The organism is Enhygromyxa salina, from assembly GCF_000737335.2.
GTDB lineage: Bacteria > Myxococcota_A > Polyangia > Nannocystales > Nannocystaceae > Plesiocystis > Plesiocystis salina_C.
Genome location: NZ_JMCC02000081.1, coordinates 19,230 through 41,797, shown reverse-complemented (window position 1 = coordinate 41,797; position 22,568 = coordinate 19,230). Strand labels below are relative to the sequence as shown.

Annotated in this window: 25 protein-coding genes and 1 pseudogene; 13 read left to right on the top strand and 13 right to left on the bottom strand. The window is 65.6% G+C overall.

What is annotated here, in order from left to right; genetic code table 11:
- Positions 1-14 precede the first annotated feature (14 nt).
- The 6 genes from DB30_RS43205 (at position 15) to DB30_RS27800 (ending at position 3,535) form a co-directional block, all read left to right on the top strand.
- Positions 15-179 (top strand): transposase zinc-binding domain-containing protein, encoded by a 165-nt coding sequence (locus tag DB30_RS43205; protein ID WP_420870680.1) that lies wholly within the window; start codon positions 15-17, stop codon positions 177-179.
- Positions 180-218: 39 nt separating this feature from the next.
- A complete protein-coding gene (locus tag DB30_RS27820; RefSeq protein ID WP_052554494.1) occupies positions 219-752 on the top strand; it encodes a transposase in 534 nt (177 codons plus the stop codon).
- Positions 753-912: 160 nt separating this feature from the next.
- Positions 913-1,506 (top strand): TetR/AcrR family transcriptional regulator, encoded by a 594-nt coding sequence (locus tag DB30_RS27815; protein ID WP_052554492.1) that lies wholly within the window; start codon positions 913-915, stop codon positions 1,504-1,506.
- Positions 1,507-1,667: 161 nt separating this feature from the next.
- Complete coding sequence (locus DB30_RS27810) at positions 1,668-2,402, top strand: SDR family oxidoreductase (RefSeq protein ID WP_052554490.1); 735 nt, start codon at positions 1,668-1,670, stop codon at positions 2,400-2,402.
- Between the two features lie 16 nt (positions 2,403-2,418).
- Positions 2,419-3,216, top strand: a complete 798-nt coding sequence (locus DB30_RS27805; protein WP_052554488.1) for a haloacid dehalogenase type II — start codon at positions 2,419-2,421, stop codon at positions 3,214-3,216.
- A gap of 94 nt (positions 3,217-3,310) precedes the next feature.
- On the top strand, positions 3,311-3,535 hold the full coding sequence (locus DB30_RS27800; RefSeq protein WP_052554486.1) for a hypothetical protein: 225 nt from the start codon (positions 3,311-3,313) through the stop codon (positions 3,533-3,535).
- 322 nt (positions 3,536-3,857) lie between these two features.
- On the opposite strand, the gene DB30_RS27795 is transcribed toward DB30_RS27800, so the two are convergent.
- Positions 3,858-4,601: a CHRD domain-containing protein gene (locus tag DB30_RS27795; RefSeq protein WP_146660912.1), complete on the bottom strand. Its 744-nt coding sequence runs from the start codon at positions 4,599-4,601 to the stop codon at positions 3,858-3,860.
- Between the two features lie 93 nt (positions 4,602-4,694).
- On the opposite strand from DB30_RS27795, the gene DB30_RS27790 reads away from it, so the two are divergent.
- From DB30_RS27790 to DB30_RS43195, 5 genes and pseudogenes are all read left to right on the top strand, one after another.
- Positions 4,695-5,594, top strand: a complete 900-nt coding sequence (locus tag DB30_RS27790) for a LysR family transcriptional regulator (RefSeq protein ID WP_052554481.1) — start codon at positions 4,695-4,697, stop codon at positions 5,592-5,594.
- A gap of 55 nt (positions 5,595-5,649) precedes the next feature.
- Positions 5,650-6,390 (top strand): HAD family hydrolase, encoded by a 741-nt coding sequence (locus tag DB30_RS42520; protein ID WP_240480346.1) that lies wholly within the window; start codon positions 5,650-5,652, stop codon positions 6,388-6,390.
- Entirely contained in the window at positions 6,323-7,423 is a 1,101-nt protein-coding gene (locus DB30_RS27775; protein ID WP_052554477.1) for a hypothetical protein, read from the top strand. The genes DB30_RS42520 and DB30_RS27775 overlap by 68 nt, the downstream gene beginning before the upstream one ends.
- 279 nt (positions 7,424-7,702) lie before the next feature.
- Positions 7,703-8,359, top strand: a pseudogene (locus tag DB30_RS43200) (hypothetical protein); the annotation flags it as partial.
- A gap of 19 nt (positions 8,360-8,378) precedes the next feature.
- Positions 8,379-8,708, top strand: coding sequence for a DUF4215 domain-containing protein (locus DB30_RS43195; protein WP_052554473.1), 330 nt, complete (start codon positions 8,379-8,381; stop codon positions 8,706-8,708).
- Positions 8,709-8,776: 68 nt separating this feature from the next.
- Here DB30_RS43195 and DB30_RS27760 read toward each other — a convergent pair whose 3' ends face one another.
- Together DB30_RS27760 and DB30_RS27755 are read right to left on the bottom strand one after the other, a co-directional pair.
- Positions 8,777-9,478 (bottom strand): hypothetical protein, encoded by a 702-nt coding sequence (locus tag DB30_RS27760; protein WP_052554471.1) that lies wholly within the window; start codon positions 9,476-9,478, stop codon positions 8,777-8,779.
- Positions 9,479-9,481: 3 nt separating this feature from the next.
- Entirely contained in the window at positions 9,482-10,327 is an 846-nt protein-coding gene (locus DB30_RS27755) for a hypothetical protein (RefSeq protein WP_052554469.1), read from the bottom strand.
- A 100-nt stretch (positions 10,328-10,427) separates the two neighbouring features.
- Between DB30_RS27755 and DB30_RS27750 the strand changes: the two genes are divergently transcribed.
- Positions 10,428-10,709, top strand: a complete 282-nt coding sequence (locus DB30_RS27750; RefSeq protein ID WP_052554467.1) for an RCC1 domain-containing protein — start codon at positions 10,428-10,430, stop codon at positions 10,707-10,709.
- A 337-nt stretch (positions 10,710-11,046) separates the two neighbouring features.
- Entirely contained in the window at positions 11,047-13,008 is a 1,962-nt protein-coding gene (locus tag DB30_RS27745) for an RCC1 domain-containing protein (protein WP_165703980.1), read from the top strand.
- On the opposite strand, the gene DB30_RS27740 is transcribed toward DB30_RS27745, so the two are convergent.
- From DB30_RS27740 to DB30_RS27695, 10 genes are all read right to left on the bottom strand, one after another.
- Positions 12,999-13,424: a hypothetical protein gene (locus DB30_RS27740; RefSeq protein WP_052554461.1), complete on the bottom strand. Its 426-nt coding sequence runs from the start codon at positions 13,422-13,424 to the stop codon at positions 12,999-13,001. The two genes, DB30_RS27745 and DB30_RS27740, sit on opposite strands and share 10 nt — an antisense overlap.
- A gap of 20 nt (positions 13,425-13,444) precedes the next feature.
- Positions 13,445-15,301 carry a hypothetical protein gene (locus DB30_RS27735; RefSeq protein ID WP_052554458.1) on the bottom strand — a complete coding sequence of 619 codons (1,857 nt, stop codon included), beginning with the start codon at positions 15,299-15,301 and terminating at the stop codon, positions 13,445-13,447.
- A 58-nt stretch (positions 15,302-15,359) separates the two neighbouring features.
- On the bottom strand, positions 15,360-16,319 hold the full coding sequence (locus DB30_RS27730; protein WP_052554456.1) for a sulfotransferase: 960 nt from the start codon (positions 16,317-16,319) through the stop codon (positions 15,360-15,362).
- Positions 16,316-17,281, bottom strand: coding sequence for an HTTM domain-containing protein (locus DB30_RS27725; RefSeq protein ID WP_052554454.1), 966 nt, complete (start codon positions 17,279-17,281; stop codon positions 16,316-16,318). The genes DB30_RS27730 and DB30_RS27725 overlap by 4 nt, the downstream gene beginning before the upstream one ends.
- Positions 17,260-17,709: a hypothetical protein gene (locus DB30_RS27720; protein ID WP_052554448.1), complete on the bottom strand. Its 450-nt coding sequence runs from the start codon at positions 17,707-17,709 to the stop codon at positions 17,260-17,262. Before DB30_RS27720 ends, DB30_RS27725 begins: the two co-directional genes overlap by 22 nt.
- Before the next feature lie 100 nt (positions 17,710-17,809).
- On the bottom strand, positions 17,810-18,250 hold the full coding sequence (locus DB30_RS27715) for an Hsp20/alpha crystallin family protein (protein ID WP_146660898.1): 441 nt from the start codon (positions 18,248-18,250) through the stop codon (positions 17,810-17,812).
- A 135-nt stretch (positions 18,251-18,385) separates the two neighbouring features.
- On the bottom strand, positions 18,386-19,555 hold the full coding sequence (locus DB30_RS27710; RefSeq protein WP_052554438.1) for an HprK-related kinase B: 1,170 nt from the start codon (positions 19,553-19,555) through the stop codon (positions 18,386-18,388).
- Complete coding sequence (locus DB30_RS27705) at positions 19,552-20,526, bottom strand: GAK system ATP-grasp enzyme (RefSeq protein ID WP_052554436.1); 975 nt, start codon at positions 20,524-20,526, stop codon at positions 19,552-19,554. The genes DB30_RS27710 and DB30_RS27705 overlap by 4 nt, the downstream gene beginning before the upstream one ends.
- Positions 20,527-20,551: 25 nt before the next feature.
- Positions 20,552-22,246 (bottom strand): PhoU domain-containing protein, encoded by a 1,695-nt coding sequence (locus DB30_RS27700; protein ID WP_052554433.1) that lies wholly within the window; start codon positions 22,244-22,246, stop codon positions 20,552-20,554.
- Positions 22,243-22,521, bottom strand: a complete 279-nt coding sequence (locus DB30_RS27695; RefSeq protein ID WP_146660896.1) for an amphi-Trp domain-containing protein — start codon at positions 22,519-22,521, stop codon at positions 22,243-22,245. The genes DB30_RS27700 and DB30_RS27695 overlap by 4 nt, the downstream gene beginning before the upstream one ends.
- Between the last annotated feature and the right edge of the window lie 47 nt (positions 22,522-22,568).

Here is a 22,568-nt window from a genome sequence, read left to right as displayed (position 1 = left end):
AATGTGGCGAGTCGCTGGCCGTGGCGTTCTCGTGCAAGAAGCGAGGATTCTGCCCATCTTGCGCGGGCCGGCGCATGGCTGATGTCGCGGCCCACCTCGTCGACGAGGTGTTCCCGGAGGTCCCGGTTCGGCAGTGGGTGTGCTCGCTGCCGTGGCGGCTGCGCTACGCGATGGGCTAGGACCGAAAGCTGTGTGCCGACGTACTCGACGCGTTCATCGTGTCGTTGCGCCGCTCGCTTCGGCGGCGCGCGAAGGCACGGCTCGGCCTGGACTCGGTCGAGGATGCGCTGTTCGGTGCCGTCACCTTCATCCAGCGCGGCGACTCCTCGCTGCGACTCAACGTGCACTTTCATTGCCTCGTGCTCGATGGCGTGTACGTGAGGGACGACGAGGGCGAGCTGCGCTTCCACTCGCTCGGCGCCCCCACCAGCGAAGAGGTCACCGAAGTTGCGAGGTGGACCCACGAGCGACTCGGCCGTGTGCTCGAACGTCACGGCCGCTCACTCGACGAGCTCGGTTGCGAGGACGCGCCCGAGCTCCTCGCGCAGGAGCAGCCGGCCCTGGCGTCATGCTACGGAGCCTCGGTCGCGGACCGGCAGCTGTTGGGAGATGCACCGGGGCAGCGGACCCGCAAGCTCGTGCATCGCGTGCGGGAGGTCGCCAAACCCAACGAGGCGCTCGCCGAAGTTGACCACCTGCCACGCTGTGCCGATGTCACGACGGCACAGGCCTGCTCTGTGACCCATCGCTAGGCGCGGGCCCCGCCGTCATCCACCAGGTCTGAGACCGCGCCGACAGCTCTCGCCGGTCTCTCCCGTACGACCTCGTCCAGGCCACTGGCCAACCCAAATTCTCGAAGCCCCCCTTGACTTGCTAGACGACTGGTCTAATCTCCGCTCGGAAAGTAACCAAATGAGTGAGCCAGCCACCAAAGAACGCATCCTTGATGCTGCGGAACAGATCATGCTGGAGCGAAGCTTCGGCTCGGTCGGGCTGAATCAGATTCTGACTGCGGTGAAGGTGCCGAAGGGGTCGTTTTACCATTACTTTGACTCGAAGGAGCAGTTTGGGGTCGAGATGTTGAAACACTACTCGAAGACCTCCAACGCCCAACGCCGCAAGATATTATTAGAATCAGAGGTGGAACTCGCTGCAACAGACCGCCTGATTGCCATGTTCACTTCAGTGATGGAGGAGATTGAAAAATCAGGCTGCAAATGCCCCTGTTTGATGCAAAAACTCGCCGCCGAGGTCTCCAGCCTCAGTGACGCCATGCGCGAAGCTCTCTCGAAAGGGTTCAAGGACACGATTTTCATTTTCCAACAAACTCTAGATCTCGCCGTCAGCCAGGGAGATCTGCCCGCCGGCTTCGATACCGCCTCGGAAGCCGATTTCATCATGGACCTCTGGTCCGGATCACAACAGCGCACCGTGTTGAATCGTGATGTCGCTCCCATGCGCCGCGCCATCGAGATCATCCGCCAGCGTTTAAGCACCGCCTCCTGAGCCGCCCCCCTTTTTACCGATGAATAGACGACCGGTCTACTTGTGTCCGTTCTCCATATGAAACACACGCAAAACACCAGAAAGTGACGAGCTGCCCACTACACTCGAGAACAAGCCAGGCGACATTCTGAGATCAACCAGCACACAAGCCCGACAAAAACATGAGTATTGAAATCAAAAACAAAGTGGCCCTCGTCACCGGTGCCAATCGCGGCATCGGAAAAGCCATCGTGAAATCATTCCTCAACCACGGCGCCAAGAAAGTGTACCTCGCGGTGAGGAATCCGGAATCGACCGCTGAGTTGGAGAAGCAATACGGAGATCAAGTGGTCACCCTCGAGGCCGATCTGGCGGATGCTGCGTCGATCAAACGGCTCGCGGAGCAAGCTCAAGACGTCGATGTGGTGGTGAACAACGCTGGTGTCCTGGCCGTTTCTTCTCCGCTTGATGAAAAGGCTGAGGCGTCGCTTGCCTATGAATTTGATATCAACGTCTATGGCCTGCTCCGTGTCGCCCAATCATTCGCCGGTATCCTCGAGGGAAATCAAGGAGCCCTGGTGCAGCTGAACTCGGTGGCATCGATCAAGAACTTCGCCGATCTCTCCACCTACTCTGCCTCCAAGGCGGCGTCCTATTCCCTGACCCAGGGGCTGAGGGAAAAGCTGGGCAAAAAAGGCGTGGCCGTCGTCAGCGTGCACCCGGGACCGATTGATACCGAAATGGCTGCTGGCGCCGGATTTGAACAGACCGATGCTCCCTCGAGTGTCTCCGAGGCCATCGTCACCGCACTGGAAGCAGAGGAGTTCCACGTGTTTCCTGACGTCATGGCCAAGCAGTTTGAATCTGCCTACCAAAGCTTCGCCGAGAACATCGTGCTCGCCGATTTCTCCGAATGAACACACTCTCTCTACTATGAAGCACAAATCAAAACTACGCAGCGTTCTGCTGCTCATCACGGCCGTCGCCGTCGTCCTGCTCACCGTTACGAACGCTCGAGGAGCTCCGCAGAGTCAACCTCACAAAACCATGTCCAAACCCAAAGTCCTGATCTTCGACGTCAACGAAACCCTGCTGGATCTCGCCCCGTTGAAAAAATCAGTCGGCAAGGCACTTGGCGGTCGTGAGGACCTGCTGCCGCTGTGGTTCTCGACCATGCTGCACTACTCATTGGTGGAGACCGCGAGTGGCAGCTACCACAGCTTCGGCGAAATCGGCACCGCCGCGCTGATGATGGTGGCGGATACCCAGGGCATCAAGCTGACCTACGAAGAGGCCAAAAAATCCATCGTCACCCCACTGCGCTCCCTGCCACCACACGCTGATGTGGTCGAGGGCCTCAAGGCTCTGAAGAAACAGGGGTACACGATTGTCAGTCTCACCAACTCCTCGCCAACGGGTGTCGCCACCCAGTTCAAAAATGCCGGCCTGACCGACCTGTTTGAGAAGAGCTACACCGTCGAGTCGACCAAAACATACAAACCGCATCCGGAGCCCTACAAGATGGTGTTAGCCGATCTCGGCATCGATGCCAAAGACGCCATGATGATCGCCGCCCACGGCTGGGACATCGCCGGAGCCGATAACGTTGGCCTGCAAACCGCTTTCGTCACCCGACCCGGAAAGTCGCTCTACCCCCTCGCAAACAAGCCGGATTATATCGTGAAAGACCTTCATGAACTGGTCAAGGTCCTGAGCGAGACCGGTAAGTAAAAACGCCTCATTCCCACAGGGCGAATGACGCCAAATTCTAAAGCCCGCATCGGTCCACTCGCTGCGGGCTTTTTATACGATCCTGCAAGCGGCAGTGCCCACGGAACCGATCGATGATTTCATTGATCGCGAGATGCCGGGCTCCGGGGTGCCGGGCCTGGCCTACGCCGTCGTGGCGAATGGTGAGGTCGAGACCGTTGGTGCGTACGGTGTCGTGAAGCCGGCGCGAGACCGCGCCGAACGGGGTGAAGTTGGGGGCCTGTTCGCCAACCGACCCCACCCGAGCCCACTTCGCCTGCCGATCAACACGGCGAAATGAGCGGCGCGAGGTTCACCCCACCCCCGACCCCCTATCGGATGTCCTTTCCGCCGAGACCTTGCCCTTGTTGTTCGCGCGCCCCGATGACGTGGTCCTGGTCCGGCGGCGGCCGCGGGAGGCGTTCTTGACCGCGCTGCGCCGGGCCGGGGTGACGCTGCCGGAGATCGTCGTCGCCGACCTCGACGCGCCAACGATCGACGCGCCGGGCCTCGGGGCCCTGGCGCGGGTCCAGCCGTGGGGGTGGACGCCCCGGCTCGCGCGGCGGCTGGCGCCGCTGCGGGCCCGCGCATGCAGCGAGCTCGTTGTTGGTGTGGCCGCGAGCTCAGTCAGGCGGCAGGATCTGGCCGCGGAGGTCGCCGTAGAAGGTCTGCCCCGTGGTGTGGAGATTGAAGTAGAGCTCGCCCTCGGCCGCGATCGCGGCCATGCCGGCCACCGTCGAGACCTTGGTCGGCTTGTCGACCTCGAGCGAGGCGCTGCCAACGAGGCACCCAGCAGTGAACGCGGCGAGCGCTCCGTGGCCGTGCTCCGCCGTCGCGGTGATGACCTCGTTGGTGACCTCGACCGAGAACACCCCGTCATCGACGAAGTTCGCCTGGATGCTCTCGCTCAGCAGGGAGAAGTCGACGAGGATCGGACCGAGGACCCCAGGCTTGCCGCAGTGGATGTGGAACATGTTGATGGTGTCGACGGCGACGCCCTCGATCTTGACGTCGACCCAGGCGCGGCTGAGATCTTTGCTGAACCGGACCTTGCCGTGACCGCGGTGGCCGTCGGCGACGCGCTGAGCTCGGGTTTTCGACGGCGTGCTCGAGCGAAACATCGCTGGGGCGGCCTTGGGGGCATCGGACTCCTCGGCCGGCTCCTGCATCGGGTTGAGGTAGGCCTCATAGACTGGGCCGGGCTCGCCGCCGACGCTGGGATCGAGCTCGACGCTTGGCGGTGGTGCCGCGTTCGCTGTCGAGATCAGCTCGACTGATCCGTCCTGGGCCGGCTTGGAGTCGCGGTTACAGCCAGCGAGCATGAGGAGCACATGGATGGGGAGCAATACGGAGACGAGACGTTTCATGCGTGCACAGGCTCTCACCCGCGTGGGTCCCGAGCTGGCCGGATACGATCACCTCCTGGCCGCCGAACGACCAACCGTGCGATCCTTCGCCCTATGGATCTCGAAGAGCTGCGCGCTTTCCTGGCTGTGGTCGAGACCGGGTCGTTCCTCGGGGCCTCGACGCAGCTCGGCGTCCCGCGCGGTACGCTGAGGCGCCGCGTCGACACCCTCGAGGCGCGCGTGGGCGTGGCGCTCGTCGAGCGAGGCGCCCGCGGAGTGACGCTGACTCCGGCGGGCCGGATCTTGACCGAGCGCGGGCGTACGCTGCTGGCCGAGGGCGCGGCGCTCATGGCCGCGGCGCGAGACATCGGTCGAGGTTCCAGTGAGCCGCTGCGGATCGTGTTGCCGCCGGGCCTGCCGCCCGCGGCCCTGACCATGGTGCTGCTGCTGCACGAATCGGCGGCACCCGAGCTCGCCCTCGAGCTCAGCGTGCGCGCCAACCCCCATGACCTCACCCTCGACGACGCAGACTTCGTGGTTCACTTTGGGGCGTGGCGCGAGGATCCTGCTTGGGTCAGTCACGAGCTCGTGTCCGTGCCGCTCGTGATCCTCGCGTCCCGCGGGTACCTCGATCGCCGCAGCGCCCCGCGGACCGCGGCCGAGCTCGCCGAGCATCCCCTGGCCGCCTGGACGGGGCCAGGGGTCGACGGTCGGTCCTGGCCGCTGCGCGACGGTGGCCACCTCGACCTACGTCCCCGCCTGGTGACCAACGACGCCCACCACTTGCGCGCCCAGGTCATCGCCCATCGCTGGCTCGCGCTGCTGCCCGACGCAGATCTCGATCCCTTTGGACTGGCTGATGACGGGCTCGTGCGCGTGCTCGAGGCCGACATCGGCGGGGAGGTCTCGCTCTGCGCGACGGTGCGGCGGACGCTGGCCGAGCGACCAGGCACCGCGAAGCTCATGCACGTGCTGCGCGGCACGGTCGCTACAACTTCTCCGACGTCTTGCTAGGCTCCTAGTACCTCGCCGCAGTGAGCACGGCAGCGGTCACCCGGTCGCGCAGTCGCTGCGCCGCTGGGCGTCGGCCCAGGCTGAGCTGGGCGTCGAGATCGGCGCTGCCACGATCGAGGTCCGCGTCGGCCGGGGTCGCGTCGCGACATTCGAGCCGCAGGCCGGCACGGCCTTCACGGGGCGTCACCTGCGGATCGGCAGCCTGAGCTGGATCGACCACCAAGACCGATTTGGCGCCGCGCTCAACCAGGCGTTCGAGCGCGGCGACACCCCGGTGCTGGTCGAGATCGATCACCGGCCGGTCGCGCTGCTGGCCCTCGCCGACACGATCCGCCCCGACGCCCACGCGGCGATCGAGCGCCTGCGCGCGCTCGGCCTGCGGGTTGCGATTCGCAGCGGCGATCACCCGGCAGCGGTCGCGGCCGTCGCCCGCGAGCTCGGTATTCAGGACTTCGCCGGCGCGATGACCCCCGAACAAAAAGCCCGGTCGCTCGAGCGCCTGCGCCAGGTCAGCGTGCCCGACGAGGACCCGCTGTTTGGGGTGAACGTGCAGGCGCTGAGCGGCTCGCGGATCAGCGCGGACCGGCCCGTCGCCGTGTTCGGCGGCCACACCTGCGCCAACGTGCCCGACGAGGACCTCAACACCTGCGACCACATCGAAGAACAGATCATTAGTAATTGCGACACTTCTGCTGCAACTTTGCGTGGTTTAAGGTACACATGGAACGATGCACAAATACGCGCTCACCCTCGTGGCTCCATTCACATTCCTGCTAGCCTGCTCGCCGGAGTTTAGCGGAGAGGCCGAGTTCCTCCTCCATGACGAGCCAGTGGATCCGGTGGATCACGGTGACATCAACGCGCCCGCGCCGGGTGTCAGCCCGGAGGCCGTCCCTGTCCCCGAGCTGTCGCTGTCGTGTGGCGACTGGCTGTATCACCCGGCGGAGCTCTCCTATCATCTGACGCAGGGGGAGTGCACCGAGGACTCGTGCACCTTCGACTACGACCCCGACGGCATCCTGATGACCCGGATCATCGGGAGCTACGATCGGGACAGCGGCGACTTCGAGTGGACGGTCAGCTACCACCCCGATCACTGGCGAGTCACGACGACCGTGAGCGGCAACGCGGTGCTCACGGACACCGGGGGCGAGAACTCCACCTTCACCCGCACGACCACGGATGTGCTCGCGGTCGAGACCGTGGAGAGCGTGTCGCTCGTTCGCGACGGCTGCACGCTGGATACTGTCACCACGCGCGACGGCGTCGACTACAGCCTCAGCGGGACGTTCGACGACGAGACCTTCGGCTTCACCAAGGATTACTTGCGCATGTGGGGCGGTGAGCTCGCGACGAGCACGGGCTCGCTCCCAACGCTCGCCCCCTCCGCCGAGGACTACTCCATCGACATCGCCCCCTCGCCCGACTTCGCCCCCTTTCGGTGGGGCTACGATGAATCTGGCTGGGAGGTGGCAGGCGTCCACGAGGGCCGCTTCCAGCGCCAGAGCCCGCTCCTGGACGAGTCCCTCAACGGAGAGTGGAACCTGAAGCTCAACGGCAGCCTGTACCGCGAGTTCCAGGTCAACGACGGGAACGGGGGCTGGGCCGTCTACGCGTGGCAGATCGACTACGCCGGCGACGGCAAGGGCGTCTACGAGCGGGAGATCGAGGTCATCGACGAGAACAACAACAGCAGCTGGGAAGGCGAGTGGTGCGAGATCGAGTTCGTCGACGGCGCGTGCTCGGTGGGGGACTGCGATGTGGGCCCCGGCGGCGGCGACTGCCCGGACGTATTCTTGCAAGCGTTCGTGTACGGGCTCCAAGGCTGAGTTCGCTCCAGTCACAACGATTATTCATGAGCAATGCACACACGCTGTGGCTGGCGTGTGTGCCCCCCAAATCGGCGCGGCGCGGGTGACCATCGGCGTCATGCTCCCCGGCGCCGCGTCGTCGCTGTTTGGCCTGGGCCTGGGCCTCCCGCACCACGTGATTGTTAGAACGAAGCGCGCCAGCTCAGTGCTGCGGCGCGCAGACGAGCTTCGCGCTCGTGCCCGAGCCCACATTGCACACGCGCGAGCCGGCGCCAGCGCAAGCTCGACGCGCTGGGCATGCTCGAGATCGCTCGAGCGGTCAATGGCGCGATTGCCGATACCCCCAAAACAACTCACAATACGCTCGGTACATTGTCCCGCGGGCAGTTTGCATTCGGGGAGATCACACCTGTGGGCACCAATGCTCACCTGCGCTCGACACTCCCACGTTCCCCGGGTGCGCACAATCGCACGCCACCATTAAATGGGGGCAGTGCAGGTTGGAATACGTTGAGTAGCGATGACGCCGAGAGTAAAGTCGTGTCCGTGAACAACCAGACTTTGCTACGTACCACTGTATTGACTTCGCTTGTGGGCCTCGCAGCCGTGGGGTGCAACGACGACGCAACCACCACGTCGGCGTCGGGCATGACCGGGTCCGAGACCGGTGATGGCGATGGCGATGGCGATGGCGATGGCGACGGCGACCCCGGCGACGGCGACGGTGACGGCGATGGTGACGGCGATGGCGATGGCGATGGCGATGGCGATGGCGACGGTGATCCTGGGTTCTGCGGCGACGGCAACGTCGACCCCGGTGAGGCGTGCGACGACGGCAACGGCGACAACACCGACGCCTGCCTCGACACCTGCGTCAGCGCCAGCTGTGGCGACGGCTACCTGCAAGAGGGCGTCGAGGGCTGCGACGACGGCAACATGGTCGACGACGACGCGTGCAACAAACAGCTGCGTGATGGCGAGCTGTGGCGACGGCGTCGTGCAGGTCGGCGAGGCCTGCGACGACGCAAACGCCGACAACACCGACGACTGCCTCGACACCTGCCTCGCGGCTTCGTGTGGCGACGGGTTTGTGCAGCTCGACGTCGAGATGTGCGACGACGGCAACGACATCGACACCGACGACTGTCCAGCCTCGTGTGCGCCCGCGGTGTGCGGTGACGGCTTCGTGTGGGAGGGCAACGAGGAGGCGACGACGCAAACATGGACGACACCGACGACCGGCGTCTCGCCACCCGACCCCACCCGAGCCCACTTCGCCTGCCGATCCACACGCCGAGAATGAGCGGCGCGACGTTCACCCCACCCCCGACCCCCTATCGGATGTCCTTTCCGCCGGCTTGGGGGCTCGCGTCAATGCTCTTCCGTCCACCCTCGGGCGAGCAAGCGCTCGACGGAGTGGACCACCTGGGCATGTCCCCGCGCACTCGGCTGACTCCACAGCGACCAGTGTATGGACATGGTCAGCGTCAGCTCACCGAGGTCGTTGAGAACCATCAGGTCGATCGGTGCGACCAACGTGCTGGTTCCGAGCGGACCGTAGACCCAGCCCTCACCGTTGCGCCGCTCGACCGGATGCGTGACTGTCCCCGCGCCATGCGTGACCGCGATCGTCTCTCCGACGATGTCGAGAGGTAGTTTCGCGCAGCTGGTGAGCAGCGTCATCGTCTGCCAGGTCACCATAAGCCCAGGCTCGTCGACCTGCTGGGCGACCGCGGCCGCCACGAACTCGTTCGTGGCGGAAGCCGTGAGAGCCTCGCACGTGACCGTGACGAAGCGGGCTGGGTTGTCGACGGTGTCAACGTTGGCCGGCAGTCGCTCGCGGACCAACAGCCAACGCCCCGACAGGCCCTGGTGTTTACGTACAACGAAGGTCTCGCGCTCACAGACCGCGAGTTCGAGCTCGAGTGCGACCGGCTCGAACAGCCCCTGGGCCAGGGCAAAAATGCCCTCGGTGGCGGCCTCGGCGATGTCAATCTCGCTCGCGTCCTCGGGCGGGACAAACAAAAACTGTCGTTGGATGCCTGGGAACTCATGGATGTAGGTGTCGCTCATGGCTCACTTCGTGCGGGTCCAGGTCGTTCCGTCTCGATCGTAGACCGCCAACCCTTCGCCGGTGTTTTGATCAACCAAGGTGACGCGGTCGAGCACGTTGCTTTCTTCGGGCCTGCCGTTGAGATCATCGGTAAACTTGTCGTAGATGTTGGTGTTCTCGAGCTCCCGAGGGGGCGTCTCGCGGGTGGCCCGCATGTATGTACCATCCGCCTTCAGCTCTTCAATTCCCTTTTCCTTCTCAGTTCGGAACGGCTTCAGCTCCATTCGGATGATCGCGTCGCGCTTGCCGGGGATCGGCTCACCCGCCGCATCTCGCTTCTTGACCTTCTTGGCGGCGTGAGCCACGCCAGGGCGAAGTTGTGAGATGTGCTTGACCGGCTTGTCCGCGTGCGTGACGTCGACGCTGCGCAGGATTTTACCATCTGGAGATTTGATCCCGATGTCAAAGCTCGCGAGCGTCTCCGCCTGGTTGTCGGGGTTCGGAGGCGCTCGCTTGTCCCCACCAACGCTGATTGTGTCCCCCGGGTACTCACCGAGCAGACGCTCGGCCTCGCGTAGTTCGGCGACCGTCCGGGTGACGTCTGCGTCACTGTCTTTCTTGGCCATGAACGACATCCACTCTCCCAGCCCCTCGACCCGACCCGTCGAGCTCAGGGCTGAGAGCCGCTCGACGCTTGGCAATACCCTCTCGTTGGCCAAGCGCGCGAGCCATTTGTCGTCGATATCATTGAAGATCGCCGGGTCGATGTTTGACTCGTAAAGAACGAGTGCGAGTCGCTCGGTCGATGGTGCGGTGACGCCCGTTGCCTCCATGCGCCGCTGCAGAGCCTTGACTGCGGCCGGGTTCACGCAGATCGACTCCTGTGAGTGCCTGCACCACGTCCCTGGCTTGGTCGAATGTGGACGATAGGAGTGCGTCGATCCCGGATAGACGCGAATCGTCTGCTTCGTGTTGGGGTGCTCGCTGAGGAACCGGCTCAGCTGCGTAATCTCGGCATCAATCTCGGCGATCAGCCCTCAGGGCGACGACCCCGGCGAGATGCCGCCGTCGATCGCGGCCCTGCCCGGCCCCGCAGTCGATCTCGTCTCGGGCGACTACCACAACGTCGCCGTGTTCGAGGACGGTACCTTGCGCTGCTGGGGTCGCAACAACGCCGGCCAGTGCGGCTACGGCCACACCAACAACATCTCCCCGTGGCTGGGTGAACCGCCCCCCATCGACCTCTACTGAGCGTGCAACTCGTCATCGCCCGCGAGCTCGCCGACAAGCGGGACGATCACCCGTTTGAACTACCTAGCCGCCCGCGCTCGCAGGCACTCAGGCCGTGTTACTTTGTCCACGACATCACGCTCGAGCGCGTCGACGTCATCGAGACCGAGAGCGCCGCGCCCTCGCCATGGTCCAGTGTCCCACAACCGCCCCCCTCAGTGCGGCCCTCCTTGTCGGTCTGCTCGGGCTCGGATGCACCACCAACGCCGAAGGAGGGGTTCCACAGGCCGCTCGGATTCTCACCGAGCCCGAGCCCGAACCGGCGCCCGCGCCTATCCGTGGCGTCGAGACCCTCGCCATGGGTGACGTGGACGCATGTTGGGCGCGCGATGATGGGCGGCTGGTGTGCTGGGGCGTCGAGCGCGACGGCAGCCTCGGCGGTATGGTCCCCGGGGTCCTGGCCAGGGTTCCCCGTGCGGTCCTCGGACTCACGGATATCGTACAGCTCGAAGGCTACGGCCACCGTCGGTGCGCGTTGACGGGCGCAGGTGAGGTCCATTGCTTTGGCCACATGCAGCTGCGCGAGACCACGTTCTGGTACCACTCGCCGCCGCCGTACGCCCGCACGGTCTACACGAGCCTGGACCATACAGCGCAGTACGTCGTTGACGAGGCCGGGCGGCTCGCGTGGTTTCCCCCCAGGGACGCCGAGCTGCCTGAGGAGTGGACGGTCGTCGACGGCGTTGGCGACATCGTGGAGCTCGCTGTCAGCAATCGCATGGGCTGCGTACGGACCGGGGCCCAGAAGCTCTACTGCTTCGAGCGTGACGTCCCACCCAGGCCCGAGCGCATCGACGCCATCGAGTTCGCGGTCGAGCTGAGCGGAGCTCCCCAATTCCAGTTCCTCGTCCTCGATGAAGCTGGTGTCGTGCACTCGGTACGTCGACAAGCCGGGACGTGGGTGGTCAAAGCAACGGGGATCACGAACGCAGTCGATCTCCAGGGCAGCTGCGCAATATTGGCCACGGGCAGCGTCGAGTGTGAGATCAGCGGCAAGATCCGCAAGCTCGCGGGCGCGGGGCCGGCTCACAGGGTCGAGACCTTTTACGGTGGCGCCTGCGTGCTCGCAGCGCTCGACGGGACGGTGTCGTGCATGAACTGGGAAGACGATCGCGTGCGTCGCGTCCCCTATCTCAGCCCGGCGAGGGCGATCTCCCGGTACGAAGACGGGCTCTGCGTCATCCACGAGGGCGGTGAGCTGCGCTGCGTCAACAAGCGCCGGGCCAAGATCGAGGTCAGTGAGCTGCGCGGGGAGGACCTCATCGCCAACGCCCACACGATCTGCGTGATGTCTCTGGGGCAAGTGACCTGCTCGGACTCGGTCACGCCCAACGTCTACCAACCGCCTGTCGACGACGCCGTTGGCTTCGAACGATTCGGCAATGAGCTGTGCGTGCGGCGAGCAGACGATAGCTTGATGTGCGTGAGGCGATCGAGCTACCGGGAGCTGCGCGCAGGCCCGGTTCGCGGCCTCGGCGATGTCGTCGAGCTCGGCCTCGGCCATGGCTTCGCGTGCGCACGGGGGCGTGCCGGTCAGGTCCACTGCTGGGGTGTTCATGGTCAGGACGGGCAGCTCGGTGACGGTCGCGCCCGCGCCACACTCACGCCGACCCGAGTCCAAGGAATCGACGACGCGACCGATCTCGCCGCCGGCAAGAGCACCGCCTGCGTGGTTCACTCGAATGGGGAGGTCGCGTGCTGGGGTGAGACCCCGAACCTCGACGGTGACGAGGCCGCTTCATGGCCCACGCCGGAGCCCCTATCGGGGTTTGACGACGTCATCGAGGTTGCGGTCGAGCTCGCGCCTTCGCCTGCCGTGTGCGCGCGTCACCGTGACGGCAGCATCTCGTGTACCGGCGACTCGCTTCGCTGTGATGTCCCTGAGAAGCAGCCTCGCGGTGACATCATCAAGATCCCTGGGATCGCCGACGCGGTCGAGCTCGAGGCGGGCGAGGGGTTCTTCTGCGCGATCGAAGATCGCGGTGCCGCGCGCGAGCTCGTGTGCTGGGGCCCGCGCACGGAGCACTACGACCAGACGCGAGAGTGCGACGACCCCCCCTGGCGCGTTGGGCTTCCAGGCCTGCGTGGGCTGCAGCTCGGTCGCCAATGGTTGTGCGCCGACGTCTCCGACGAGCGAGGACCAACCTGCTGGGGACAAATGCACCCCGCAGGGGGCCCTGGCTCGATAGGGGTATGGGAGTTCGAGGCGCCAGGCATCTCGTTCCCCTTCATCACAACGCAGGAGTCAAACTATAGGTAATGCCCGCGCCTACGCATCCGCAGCTTGAACGCCTTCTCGTTGCCTTTTAGCCCGTCGTAGGGGTCGATGACCTTCCCCTTGACTTCGGCCTTCAGCTGCTTGGCTTCATCCTCTCCGAGGACCTCGACGAGAGCCTGGTTGAAGCCACTCGCGGCCGGGGTCGACCCCAACAAGACCTTCTGGCCCCCCTCGGTCTCCGCCATGACCTCCAGGATTCGCTGAAGTTGGCCTGGGTGCTCGTCCCGCCGGTACTCCATATCCTGCTTGACCATCGCAACGTAGTCTCCTTGGACTCGGAGAATGTCGCGCTCTTCATGTTCGCCACCGATTGGGGCGATACGCCAGTGGTGGCCTGACTTGAGTTTCTTGGCGCCCTCCCTCCCGTAGCTCCTGACATCCTCGATCGCGTCAACCATGACGCTTGTGCAGTATTAGCTCACAGCCAATCAATGAACTCGATCAGCGCGTCGCCCTGCGCGTTCACGAGCCCCGCCATGTGCGGCCCGATCGAGTTGGTCTCTTCGTAGTGGTCGCCCTCGGCCTCGGTCAGGTACGGCAGATCGCCAAGCTGGAAGTCGTACTCCGGCAGGATGTAGCCGAGCTCGTCGTTGCCAAGGCCGATCAGCCAGGTGTAGCTCGAGGCCATGCGCTGCTTGAGGTAGGGGCCCTCGGGGGCGGCGTCGAGGTCCGGCGGGTTGGTGTTCATCGGGTCGATCAGCTCGACCTCGGTCGTGAACATCTGCGAGCCGTCGTAGCCGCCGACCGCGAGCTCGGGCAGCAGCTCGCCGGGCAGGGTCAGCATGCGGACCGGGCCCAGCTCGATCACGCCCATCTGCGTGCGCACGTGGAGCTTGTCGTTCTGCTCGATGACCTCGCGGTCGAAGATGCCCTGCATGAACAGCAGCTTGAAGCCGTCGTTGATGACCTCGACCAGGAAGGTCTGGCTGGCAAACTCGAGCCGAGGGTTCTCGATCACTTCGCCGTCTGCGATCGCGTTGATTGCGATCTCGCCGATCAGCTGCCCGATCGCGTCGGCCTTCTCGTAGTCGCCGGTGTCCCAGGTGTCGCCGTCGGGCGTGGTCGTGGAGATTCGCAGCGGGGTCATCATGCCGCCCAGAGCACCGCTGATGAAGATCGCGTCGCCGCCAAGGCCCGCTTGGTCCGGCGCGGTGTTCCACTGTGAGCCCTGCTCGATGGTCTTGCGCACGGCGTGGACGTAGTCGGCCGTGAGCAGCGAGTTCTCGTCGGCGAGCGACTCGGGGTGGCTGGCGAAGTTGACCAGGGTGACGATCGACTCGCCTTGCGCGTTCTTGAAGTTGAGCACGTCGACGGCCTCGTCGACCACGAAGGGATCACGGGTGTCGTTGCTGACGTTGCGGATGCCCTTGCCAGGGTCGCCCTGGTGCGCGGTCGAGGCGTCACCGCGACCCACGGTCAGCGTGGCGACGTCTTCGAGATCCGCGACCGCGTCGGTGACCGCGGCGGCGACGGTCGTGCGTAGCTGCGCGCGGTAGTCGGGATCGAAGCCGCCGGTGAACGGCCCTTCGCCCCACAGCCCCATCGTGTCCGGGCCCTCGTGGTTGTGGATCGAGTGGACCACCAGCCAGTCGATCTGCTGGGCAGCCAAGGTCTCGCGGATCGCCACGACCTCGTCGTAGAAGTAGCCGATCGTGTCGAGCGTGACGATGGCGACCCGGGTGTTGCCCTGCTCGAGCACGACCGCGCGGCACCAGATCCCGTCGCCTTCGCCGACCAGGCCCAGCTCGGCGCCCCGGATCCCGCTGGCCGGCCGGTTGTTCTGGAAGCCGGCCATGTAGATGGCCTGAAACACACCGTCGTTCTCGCCCTCGTCGGGGCCGACGTAGCCCGGATCCATCGGGCACAGGCGATCGCAGCCGCAGTCGAGGAAGTCGTCCTCGCCCTCGTCGAAGTCGCCGTTTTGTGCGACGTCGGTCCAGCTCTCGAAGCAGGCAGGGACCGCGTCGAGCACCGCGGAGCCGACCCGCAAGGGGGCGCCATCAACCTCGTCGCACGCACCGGAGGGGCCCCCAGGACAGAAGTCTTCGGGGGGCGTGCCGGGAAAGTCGCCATCGCCGTCGCCCGGGTCGCCGTCGCCGTCGCCCGGATCTCCGTCGCCGTCGCCGTCGCCCGGATCGCCGTCGCCGTCGCCGGTCTCGCTGGTGCTGTCTTGTGGCGCGGTCGTGTCACCGCAGCCGAGGCCGGCCAGCGCGAGCGCCAGGGTCAGCGTGATTGTCGAACATGATCCCGTGGGACGACCAGCCAAGCAGCGCATTGGCGGAGTCTCGCATAGCTCGCGGGCGATCGGAGCCGTAGGTCATGTGTGAAACGGCTCAATAGCCGTAGGCGCTCAGATCGAGCCCAATCCGGCGCCCAAGCGCTTCGTTGTTCGCGCGATGCAGCTCGAGCAGCGCAGCCCCGAGCGCGGGCGTCAACGCGCGGGTGCGACCCGCCAGCAGCGAAGCTGGCAGCGTGCGCGCGAGCACGGCCGAGGGATGCCACTCGCTCCCCAAGCGATCACGGATCGCCCGCTTGACCGGCATCGGCACCTTGTTGACGAGCTTCGCAACCCCGGCCGTGAGCGGGGACCAGCGCTCGTTGACGCGCTCGCGGGTGTCTGGGAACACGCTGCGATCCGCGTCGATGCCGGCAAACGCGTAGAACCGGCGCAGGAACGCGGCGCTGTCTTGGGTGAACAGCTCGAAGGGCGAGGTCAGCACCGCGTCGGGGCCGAAGCGCTCGCGGTAGTGGCGATCGAAGGCGTCCCAGTTCAGGTCGCGCGCGTCGACGTTTGGACCGTTGTAGAGGCCCACATTGTAGCGATCGAAGCGGCCGTCTCGGTAATTCAAGTAGCGCTCGATCGAGGTCGAGAACCCGGCCTTGAGCAGCTGCGCATACGCAGACTCGACCCAGCGATCCTGGCGGCGCACGACCAGCCAGATCTTGGCGGTGGGAAACACCCGCGCGAGGTACTCTGCGTTGATCGACAGGTTGCTGTGGTTCTCGATCGGCCAGCCAACGATCGCTTCGGAGCTGATCAACACGGTCCGCTCGTGCAGCTGCGCGAGCCAGGCGTTGATCCGCTCGCGGTGGCGCGCGACGTCGATGCACGCGGCGTTGCGGAACATCAGCTCGAGCAAGAACCGCTCGATCGGGCCGTCGCTGGGCTGGGCGTAGTGCAGCGGGTGGACGAAGCGGACGTCCGGCAGCGCCGGGAACACGCGCTCTTGCAAGAAGGTGGTGCCGGTCTTGTGCAAGCCGACGTGGATGATGATCTGCTGTTCGCCGGTCATCCTTGCCGGGATGATGGCATGGAATCGGGGCTCGAGCGGCGCGCGTGCCGGGCTTTGATCCGGGCCTCGACGTGGGCGTGGGCGCGCTCGAGCGGGAGGAAGCTCGCGAACGCGACGCCGGAGATCGGGTAGGGGAAGGCGATGCCCATGGCGGCGAAGATGCCCAGGTGCATGAGCCACGCGGCGAGGATCCAAGCGACGCGGAGCTTGCGGTCAGCCAAGGCCACGAACGCGCCAAGCTCGATCGCCAAGGTCCCCGCCGCGAAGCCGCCGAACAGCCATGGCTGGCGGAGCAGGGCAGGGGACAGCGGTGAAGGCCAGGCGCCAAGCCGGAGCTTGCGGAGCGTGTCGTTGGCGATCTGGTTGCGGATCGCGTCGCCGCTGGCCCACGCCCAGCCGCCGTTGCTGAGCTTGGCGTAGCCAGCGAGCATGTAGCTGATCGCAACGGTCAGCATCAGCAGCCGCAGCGGCCAGCCGTAGCAGCTGGGGTCGCGCGCGTGGGTTCGGCCGGCGCGGGCGTCCAGCGAGAGCGCGTCGGCGGCCGGGACCACGCTCAGCACCAGCACGTGGATGACCGCGAGGTGCTCCGCGTGCGACATGTGGCCCCACGAATTGCGGTAGCTCGTGACCCACAACAGCGCGAGCGCGAACACGGGGGCGGTGACGCGGTAGCGCCACCCACAAGCGAAGGCCACGGCGCTGACCTGCGCGAGCGCGAGCACGGCAAAGCTCGCCGCGAGCGGAAGCGGGGCGTCGAGCAGCGAGACCACGCCAACGCCCTGGAACCGGGCTGGATCGAAGCGCGCGAGGCGGGTGAACGAGGGGATCCGGGCCACCAGCAAGACCAGGCAGTACAGGCCCACGATCACACGGACCCACGCGAGCCGCAGCGCGGGGGCGGGCGCACGCCACCAGGCGTCCACCCCGGCGGCCCAGCGCGTCAGCGCGGCGGGACCGGGCATGTCGCGTGGACTTTGGTGGATTGTGGGGAGGTCTCGCCGAAGAAGTAGGCGGGCGCGTCGTAGGTCTCGGTCACGAACACGATCTGCTCGAGCGCGTCCGCGCGGGAGTCGTCGGCGGCGACCCGCGCGGCGACGGCCTCGCACAGCTCGCGGCGCCGCTTGGGTCCGCCGCGCTTGGCGGCGAGCACGGTCTCGAGCGCGAGGATCGCCCACGGATCTCCGCTGATCAGCGTGGGGCTCAGGACCTCGCGTTCACCCGAGGCCGTCACGCCAAGCAAGGTGTGAATCTGCGAGATCGGCGGGCGAGCCGTCGAGAACATCGGGTAGGTCGAGAGCGGGAAGCTGTCGACGGGCGGGCGGCGCAGCACCGGCGAGACCATCGCCAAGGCGACGGCGACGCTGAATCCGTAGACGCCAAGGCGCTGCACGCGGCCAAGCTATCACTGCGCCAGGGACCCTGCACACTACAAAGCGACGACCGAACGCAGCGTGCGTCGGCCGTCGTCAGCGGTAGCAGCTCACCAAGCGCTACTTGATGTTGATGGTCTTGGCGCCTGGGCCCCGTTTGGTCGGCAGCCGCAGGGTCAGCACGCCATCCTTCATCGTCGCTTCGGCGTGGTCGCTGTCGACCTCGCTCGGCAGCAACACGCTGCGCGAGAAGCTGCCGAACTTGCGCTCGACGAAGTGATAGTCGCCCTTTTCCTCCTTTTTCTCCGAGTGTTTCTCACCCTTGAGGGTCAAGACATTGTCATGCACGCTGATCTGCACATCCTTGCGCTCGACCCCCGGCAGCTCGGCGGTCACCGTGAGGTACTTCTCGTCTTCTTTGATGTCGATCGCGGGCATGATCCCGGTGTCGCCGAAGCGCTGGACCGGGCTGAAGAAGTCCTCGAACATCCGGTTGATCTCCTGCTGGAGACTCGTGACATTGCTGGGGACACTCTGTTGACGCCATGGCATCAGATTCATGATGGACTCGCTCCTTTCAAGTCCAACCTAGTGCCGCGGCTCTAGGCTCCAAACGAAGCGTCTGCCGGCGCCAGGTTCGGGCCGGGCAAAATCCTGCGGGGGCCACCGCGCCGGGATGATGCAGCGCCGGGCGGCTCAGGACTTCGCCGAGGACATCAGCAGCTGCATCGCCGCCTGCCGCCCCGCCTCGAAGTCGATGCCGCCCGAGAGCTCGAGCACCTCGACGCCGTCGAGGTACTCGAGGTAGCGCCCGACGTCGCGGCTCGCCGCCTGGGTTCGGGACGGCAGGTAGAACAACCCGGGGGCCTTCATGAGCGCGGGCAGCAGCTCGCTGCGCTGGCGCAGCGCGATGCGCTTGGCGACGCACGGGCCGCCGTCGCGGGTCCAATTGAGCAGCACCAACCCGACCAGGCGCCCGCGCAGCACGAACTGCTGCTCGGGGAAGCAAGCGCCGATCAGCCCGTCGAACTTGTGCTCGAGATCCCACAGATCATCGACTGGAAGCGCCTCGAACTGGGCACGCTCGGCGTCGTCGAGCACCCCGCTGAGCTTGGGGTTGGTGAGGATCGTGCCGGGGTTGATGCGCGGGTGCTTGGGCACCCCCTCGATCTCGACCTGGCCGCGCGCGTTGGCGGGGCAGATCATCACGCGATCGTTGCTCAAGAAGTCCAGCCGGGGATCCTTCATGAGGTGCAGGGCCAACGTCGACTTGCCCATGCCCGAGCGCCCCGCAATGGCGATGGTGTTGGGCAGCGGATCGTCACTGGACTGATGACACACCGCCGACGCGTGACCCAGCAGCGCGGCGCGGTGCAGCGACCACTGGATCATCCGGTTGTTGATGAAGTTGACGATCTGGTTGGGGTTGTCCGTGCACGGCCCGATCGCCAGGTGCTGCTCACAGCTGAACATGAACCACATGCCGGTCCGCAGCTTGTGGATCACGCGGCCATCGGCGACGTCGAAGAACGCCTCTTTCGGGCCGCGTACGCCCGGCTTGTACTCGCCGATCGTCATGGTCCGAAGCCCACCTAGATCGGTCGGCTCGGCCTGGATCGCGGAGATCAGGGTGATCTCGCCTTCGGCCCGAGCGGCCTCGAAGCTGGCGGCGCCGAGCTGCGTAAAGTCGGTGAAGTACGCGGCGAGCGTGTCCAACAGCGATGCTTCGTTGCTCTCGACCCAGACCCGAAACCCGTCGAAGTCCCAGCCGATCCCGCCGGTGGCAGGGTATGCCTCGCGCAGGTAGGCGACGCTGTCGGCGATCTTCACGACCTGATGATTGTCTGGCTCCGGGGACTTCGTCATGCTTCACCGTCGGATCCGTGGTCGTTGTCTTGCAGGCAGCGCAGCGCGTAGTCGACGTAGCGCCCCGCCGCGTCGATGTCACAGGCGTTGAGCAGGCCGCGAAATCCACCGAACGCCGAGACCTCGAACACCATGGGTCCGGCTGGGGTCTCGACCACGTCGACGCAGGTGAAGTCGAGATCGAACAACCCCTGGGCCCGTCGCGCGAGGTCGATGATCGCTTCGCTGGGTTCGTGGGGCTGATACTTGCCGCCCTTGCTCGTGGATGTGGTCCACGAGCCCCCGCTGACCCGCGCATAGGTGGCCAGGTACTCGCCGCCGAGGAACACCACGCCCAGATCGCGACCGGGCATGTCGATCAGCTGCTGCAGATACATGACCGGGTTGTCGCGCGCGAACGACTGCACCTGGGCGCGCAGGTTGGTCTGCGGCGCCGCTTCGGCGCGCAGCACCAGCATGCCGCGGGCCTTGGACGTGTACAGCGGCTTGGCGACCGCGGCCCCGTAGCGGGTGATCGCGGCGACCGCCTCGTCCACGCTCTCTGTGATCGTCGTTGCGGGCATCGGGATCTGGCCCAGCTGCAGCTGGACCGTGCACGACAGCCGGTCGATCAGCCCGCGCATGGCCAGCGGCCGCGAGAACACCCGCACGCCCGCGCCCTCGAGCATGCGCAAGAGCTCGACCCGATCGAGCGCGTCGGGTGAGTACGCGGGGGCGATCTTCTTGACGATCACCGCGTCGAGCTCACACAGATCGAAGCCGTTGTGGTCCAGGCGCGGGCGCGGACGATCCGCGTCGAGCTGCAGGGCGACGTCCTGCATCTCGATCAGGTGCCGGTAGCCCGTCCGAGCCTCGACCGCGTCTAGCAATTGGTGGGTCGACCACCCGCCATCGATCCCGACGACGCCGATCCGGAGACCCCGCGAGTTGACCCGCGAGTCGCTGAGTTGAGCGTTGGCTTGGTGGTTCACGGGTGCCTGGGTCACGGGTCTGGGTCTAGGGAACGAGCGTGGTCTGGTCGAGCACGAAGCCGGACCAGTCGCCGGACTCGGTGACGATGTCGTGGGCCGCACGGTAGGCCAGCAGCTGCTCGATCAGGTAGCAGGACCGCAGCATCATCGTGCGGCTGAAGCTCGGATCCATCACGAAGCGGGTCGAGGTCAGCAGCGAGCGGGCGAGCCCAAGGGCCAGGCGCGCGTTGAACGATGTGTCGCCGTGGGCGTCGGCGAATTCGCGCGCGAACGAGTAGAACTCGCGGGTGACCTGGTCCAGCCTTCGGCGCGGGCCGGGGTCGAAGATCTTGAGCCGAAAGTTGGAGACGATGAACACCGACACGTCCTGCAGGTAGTCGAACGGACGCGAGCGATGCAGATCGATCAGGTGCACGCTGCGCTGCGGCAGGTTGACGATGATGTTGTCGGTGTTGAAGTCGCCGTGGATCAGGACCTGAAACGGCGCGACGAGCAGGGTGTCGAGCACCTGCGCGGCGTCGAGCAAGCTCTCGAACCCGGGGATGTTCATAGCGCCGATCCGCTTGGCCGCCGTCCGAAATTCGGGGTGGACCTTGAACACGTCGGGCAGCCGGGTTGACAGCTGACGGACGAAGTTGGGCGTGCACGCGGTCGGCTCGAGGGTTTGATCCCAGACCCGGCCGATCGTCTCGATGACCATGGTGTAGGCGCTGGTGCAGACCCGACCGTCGGAGTCGAGCATGATGCGCTGGAAGGTGTCGCCCTGCAGATACTCGAGCAGCAGCGAGGCCTTGTCGCCGTGATCGTGGTAGGCAAACACCCGCGGCGGCAGCCCGGGCTCGAGCTGCTCCCAGCGCTCGAGCGCGAGCTTTTCTTCGAGCACCTTGGTGGTGCGACCCTCTTTGAACACGACGGAGCGCTTGCTCGAGTCGCGGGCGTGGAGCATGCCGATCCGGCTGCCCGAGCGGGTCTCCCAGATGCCGTGGTAGTCGACCTCGGACAGATCCAGACCAACCGGGACGTCGCCGACCCGCGCGCTGGCGTGGGCCAGGGTCTCTTGCAGCGCCTGAAACTCGCTGACCCGCAGCTTCTCGCCCACGGTCGCGAAGATCGCCGCCTCGCCGATGTTGAGCAGCGCGTCGCCGGTGCGCTCGAGGTAGCGATAGATGAACAGGGTCGTGACCAGATCCTCGGGCGCTTGACCGGTCCGCAGATCCGCCATGATCTGGCGAAACACGGCGAGGTACAGATCGTCGATCTCGAGCTCGGTCCGACAGATCTGCAGGGCCAGCGACATGTCGCGGCGAAACAAGGCGTCCTCGACGATCGCGAGCCCCGCGAACACGGCGTCGAAGAAGGGCGTGGCGTCAAACCGATGCAGGGTCTCGAGGCTGGTGAAGTAGCGGAGCTGGCCGACGATGTTGACGCCAAAGTCCGCGACGCGCTCGAGGTTGTTGGTTGCGACGTTGATCGCCCGGATCAGATCGATGGTGCCGTCGTCGAGGTCCTCGTTGGTCAGCAGCCGAAAACACTTGTTCTCGATCATGCTCTTGAGGTTGTCGACGTAGTCGTCGCGCGCGACGATCTTCGCCATGACCTCTTCGCGCGGGTCGACGAGCATCAGGCGGGTGTCGTCGAGCAGCTTGGTGACCTCGAGCGCGAGGAATTTGAAGTTCTCGCGGACCCCGGCGATCGCGTTGGCTTCGGTGCCGCTGGTCACGTGGGCGAGCCCGCTTTGATCTCGAGGGCGTCGGCGCTGGGATCTTCTTCGTCTTCGCGCCACGCGAGCTTGAGCCCGACCTTGACCCGGCCACCCTTGCGCTTGGCTTGGATCTCGAACTCGAGCATGCCATCGGGCTCGAGCGCCAGCGTGTGGTCGGCGGTCCCAAGCTCGATCCGCCCCGCCTCCAGGCCCGCCGTGAGCGCCTTCAGGTACTTCACGATCGACCGCCTGTCTTGCACGGATTCGTGCCTGAACTCGTCGTCTGCTGACATTGATGGCTCTCATATATGCGTTTAACAACCTTGGCCCCGTGACGCCA

Bases quoted from the DNA above. Each gene is read 5' to 3' on its own strand.
- DB30_RS27815 (WP_052554492.1), top strand. From the start codon at position 913: ATGAGTGAGCCAGCCACCAAAGAACGCATCCTTGATGCTGCGGAACAG.
- DB30_RS27810 (WP_052554490.1), top strand. From the start codon at position 1,668: ATGAGTATTGAAATCAAAAACAAAGTGGCCCTCGTCACCGGTGCCAAT.
- DB30_RS27805 (WP_052554488.1), top strand. From the start codon at position 2,419: ATGAAGCACAAATCAAAACTACGCAGCGTTCTGCTGCTCATCACGGCC.
- DB30_RS27795 (WP_146660912.1), bottom strand. From the start codon at position 4,601: ATGAAACGTCTCGTCTCCGTATTGCTCCCCATCCATGTGCTCCTCATG.
- DB30_RS27790 (WP_052554481.1), top strand. From the start codon at position 4,695: ATGGATCTCGAAGAGCTGCGCGCTTTCCTGGCTGTGGTCGAGACCGGG.
- DB30_RS27775 (WP_052554477.1), top strand. From the start codon at position 6,323: ATGCACAAATACGCGCTCACCCTCGTGGCTCCATTCACATTCCTGCTA.
- DB30_RS43195 (WP_052554473.1), top strand. From the start codon at position 8,379: ATGGCGAGCTGTGGCGACGGCGTCGTGCAGGTCGGCGAGGCCTGCGAC.
- DB30_RS27760 (WP_052554471.1), bottom strand. From the start codon at position 9,478: ATGAGCGACACCTACATCCATGAGTTCCCAGGCATCCAACGACAGTTT.
- DB30_RS27745 (WP_165703980.1), top strand. From the start codon at position 11,047: ATGGGTGACGTGGACGCATGTTGGGCGCGCGATGATGGGCGGCTGGTG.
- DB30_RS27740 (WP_052554461.1), bottom strand. From the start codon at position 13,424: ATGGTTGACGCGATCGAGGATGTCAGGAGCTACGGGAGGGAGGGCGCC.
- DB30_RS27735 (WP_052554458.1), bottom strand. From the start codon at position 15,301: ATGCGCTGCTTGGCTGGTCGTCCCACGGGATCATGTTCGACAATCACG.
- DB30_RS27730 (WP_052554456.1), bottom strand. From the start codon at position 16,319: ATGACCGGCGAACAGCAGATCATCATCCACGTCGGCTTGCACAAGACC.
- DB30_RS27725 (WP_052554454.1), bottom strand. From the start codon at position 17,281: ATGCCCGGTCCCGCCGCGCTGACGCGCTGGGCCGCCGGGGTGGACGCC.
- DB30_RS27715 (WP_146660898.1), bottom strand. From the start codon at position 18,250: ATGAATCTGATGCCATGGCGTCAACAGAGTGTCCCCAGCAATGTCACG.
- DB30_RS27710 (WP_052554438.1), bottom strand. From the start codon at position 19,555: ATGACGAAGTCCCCGGAGCCAGACAATCATCAGGTCGTGAAGATCGCC.
- DB30_RS27695 (WP_146660896.1), bottom strand. From the start codon at position 22,521: ATGTCAGCAGACGACGAGTTCAGGCACGAATCCGTGCAAGACAGGCGG.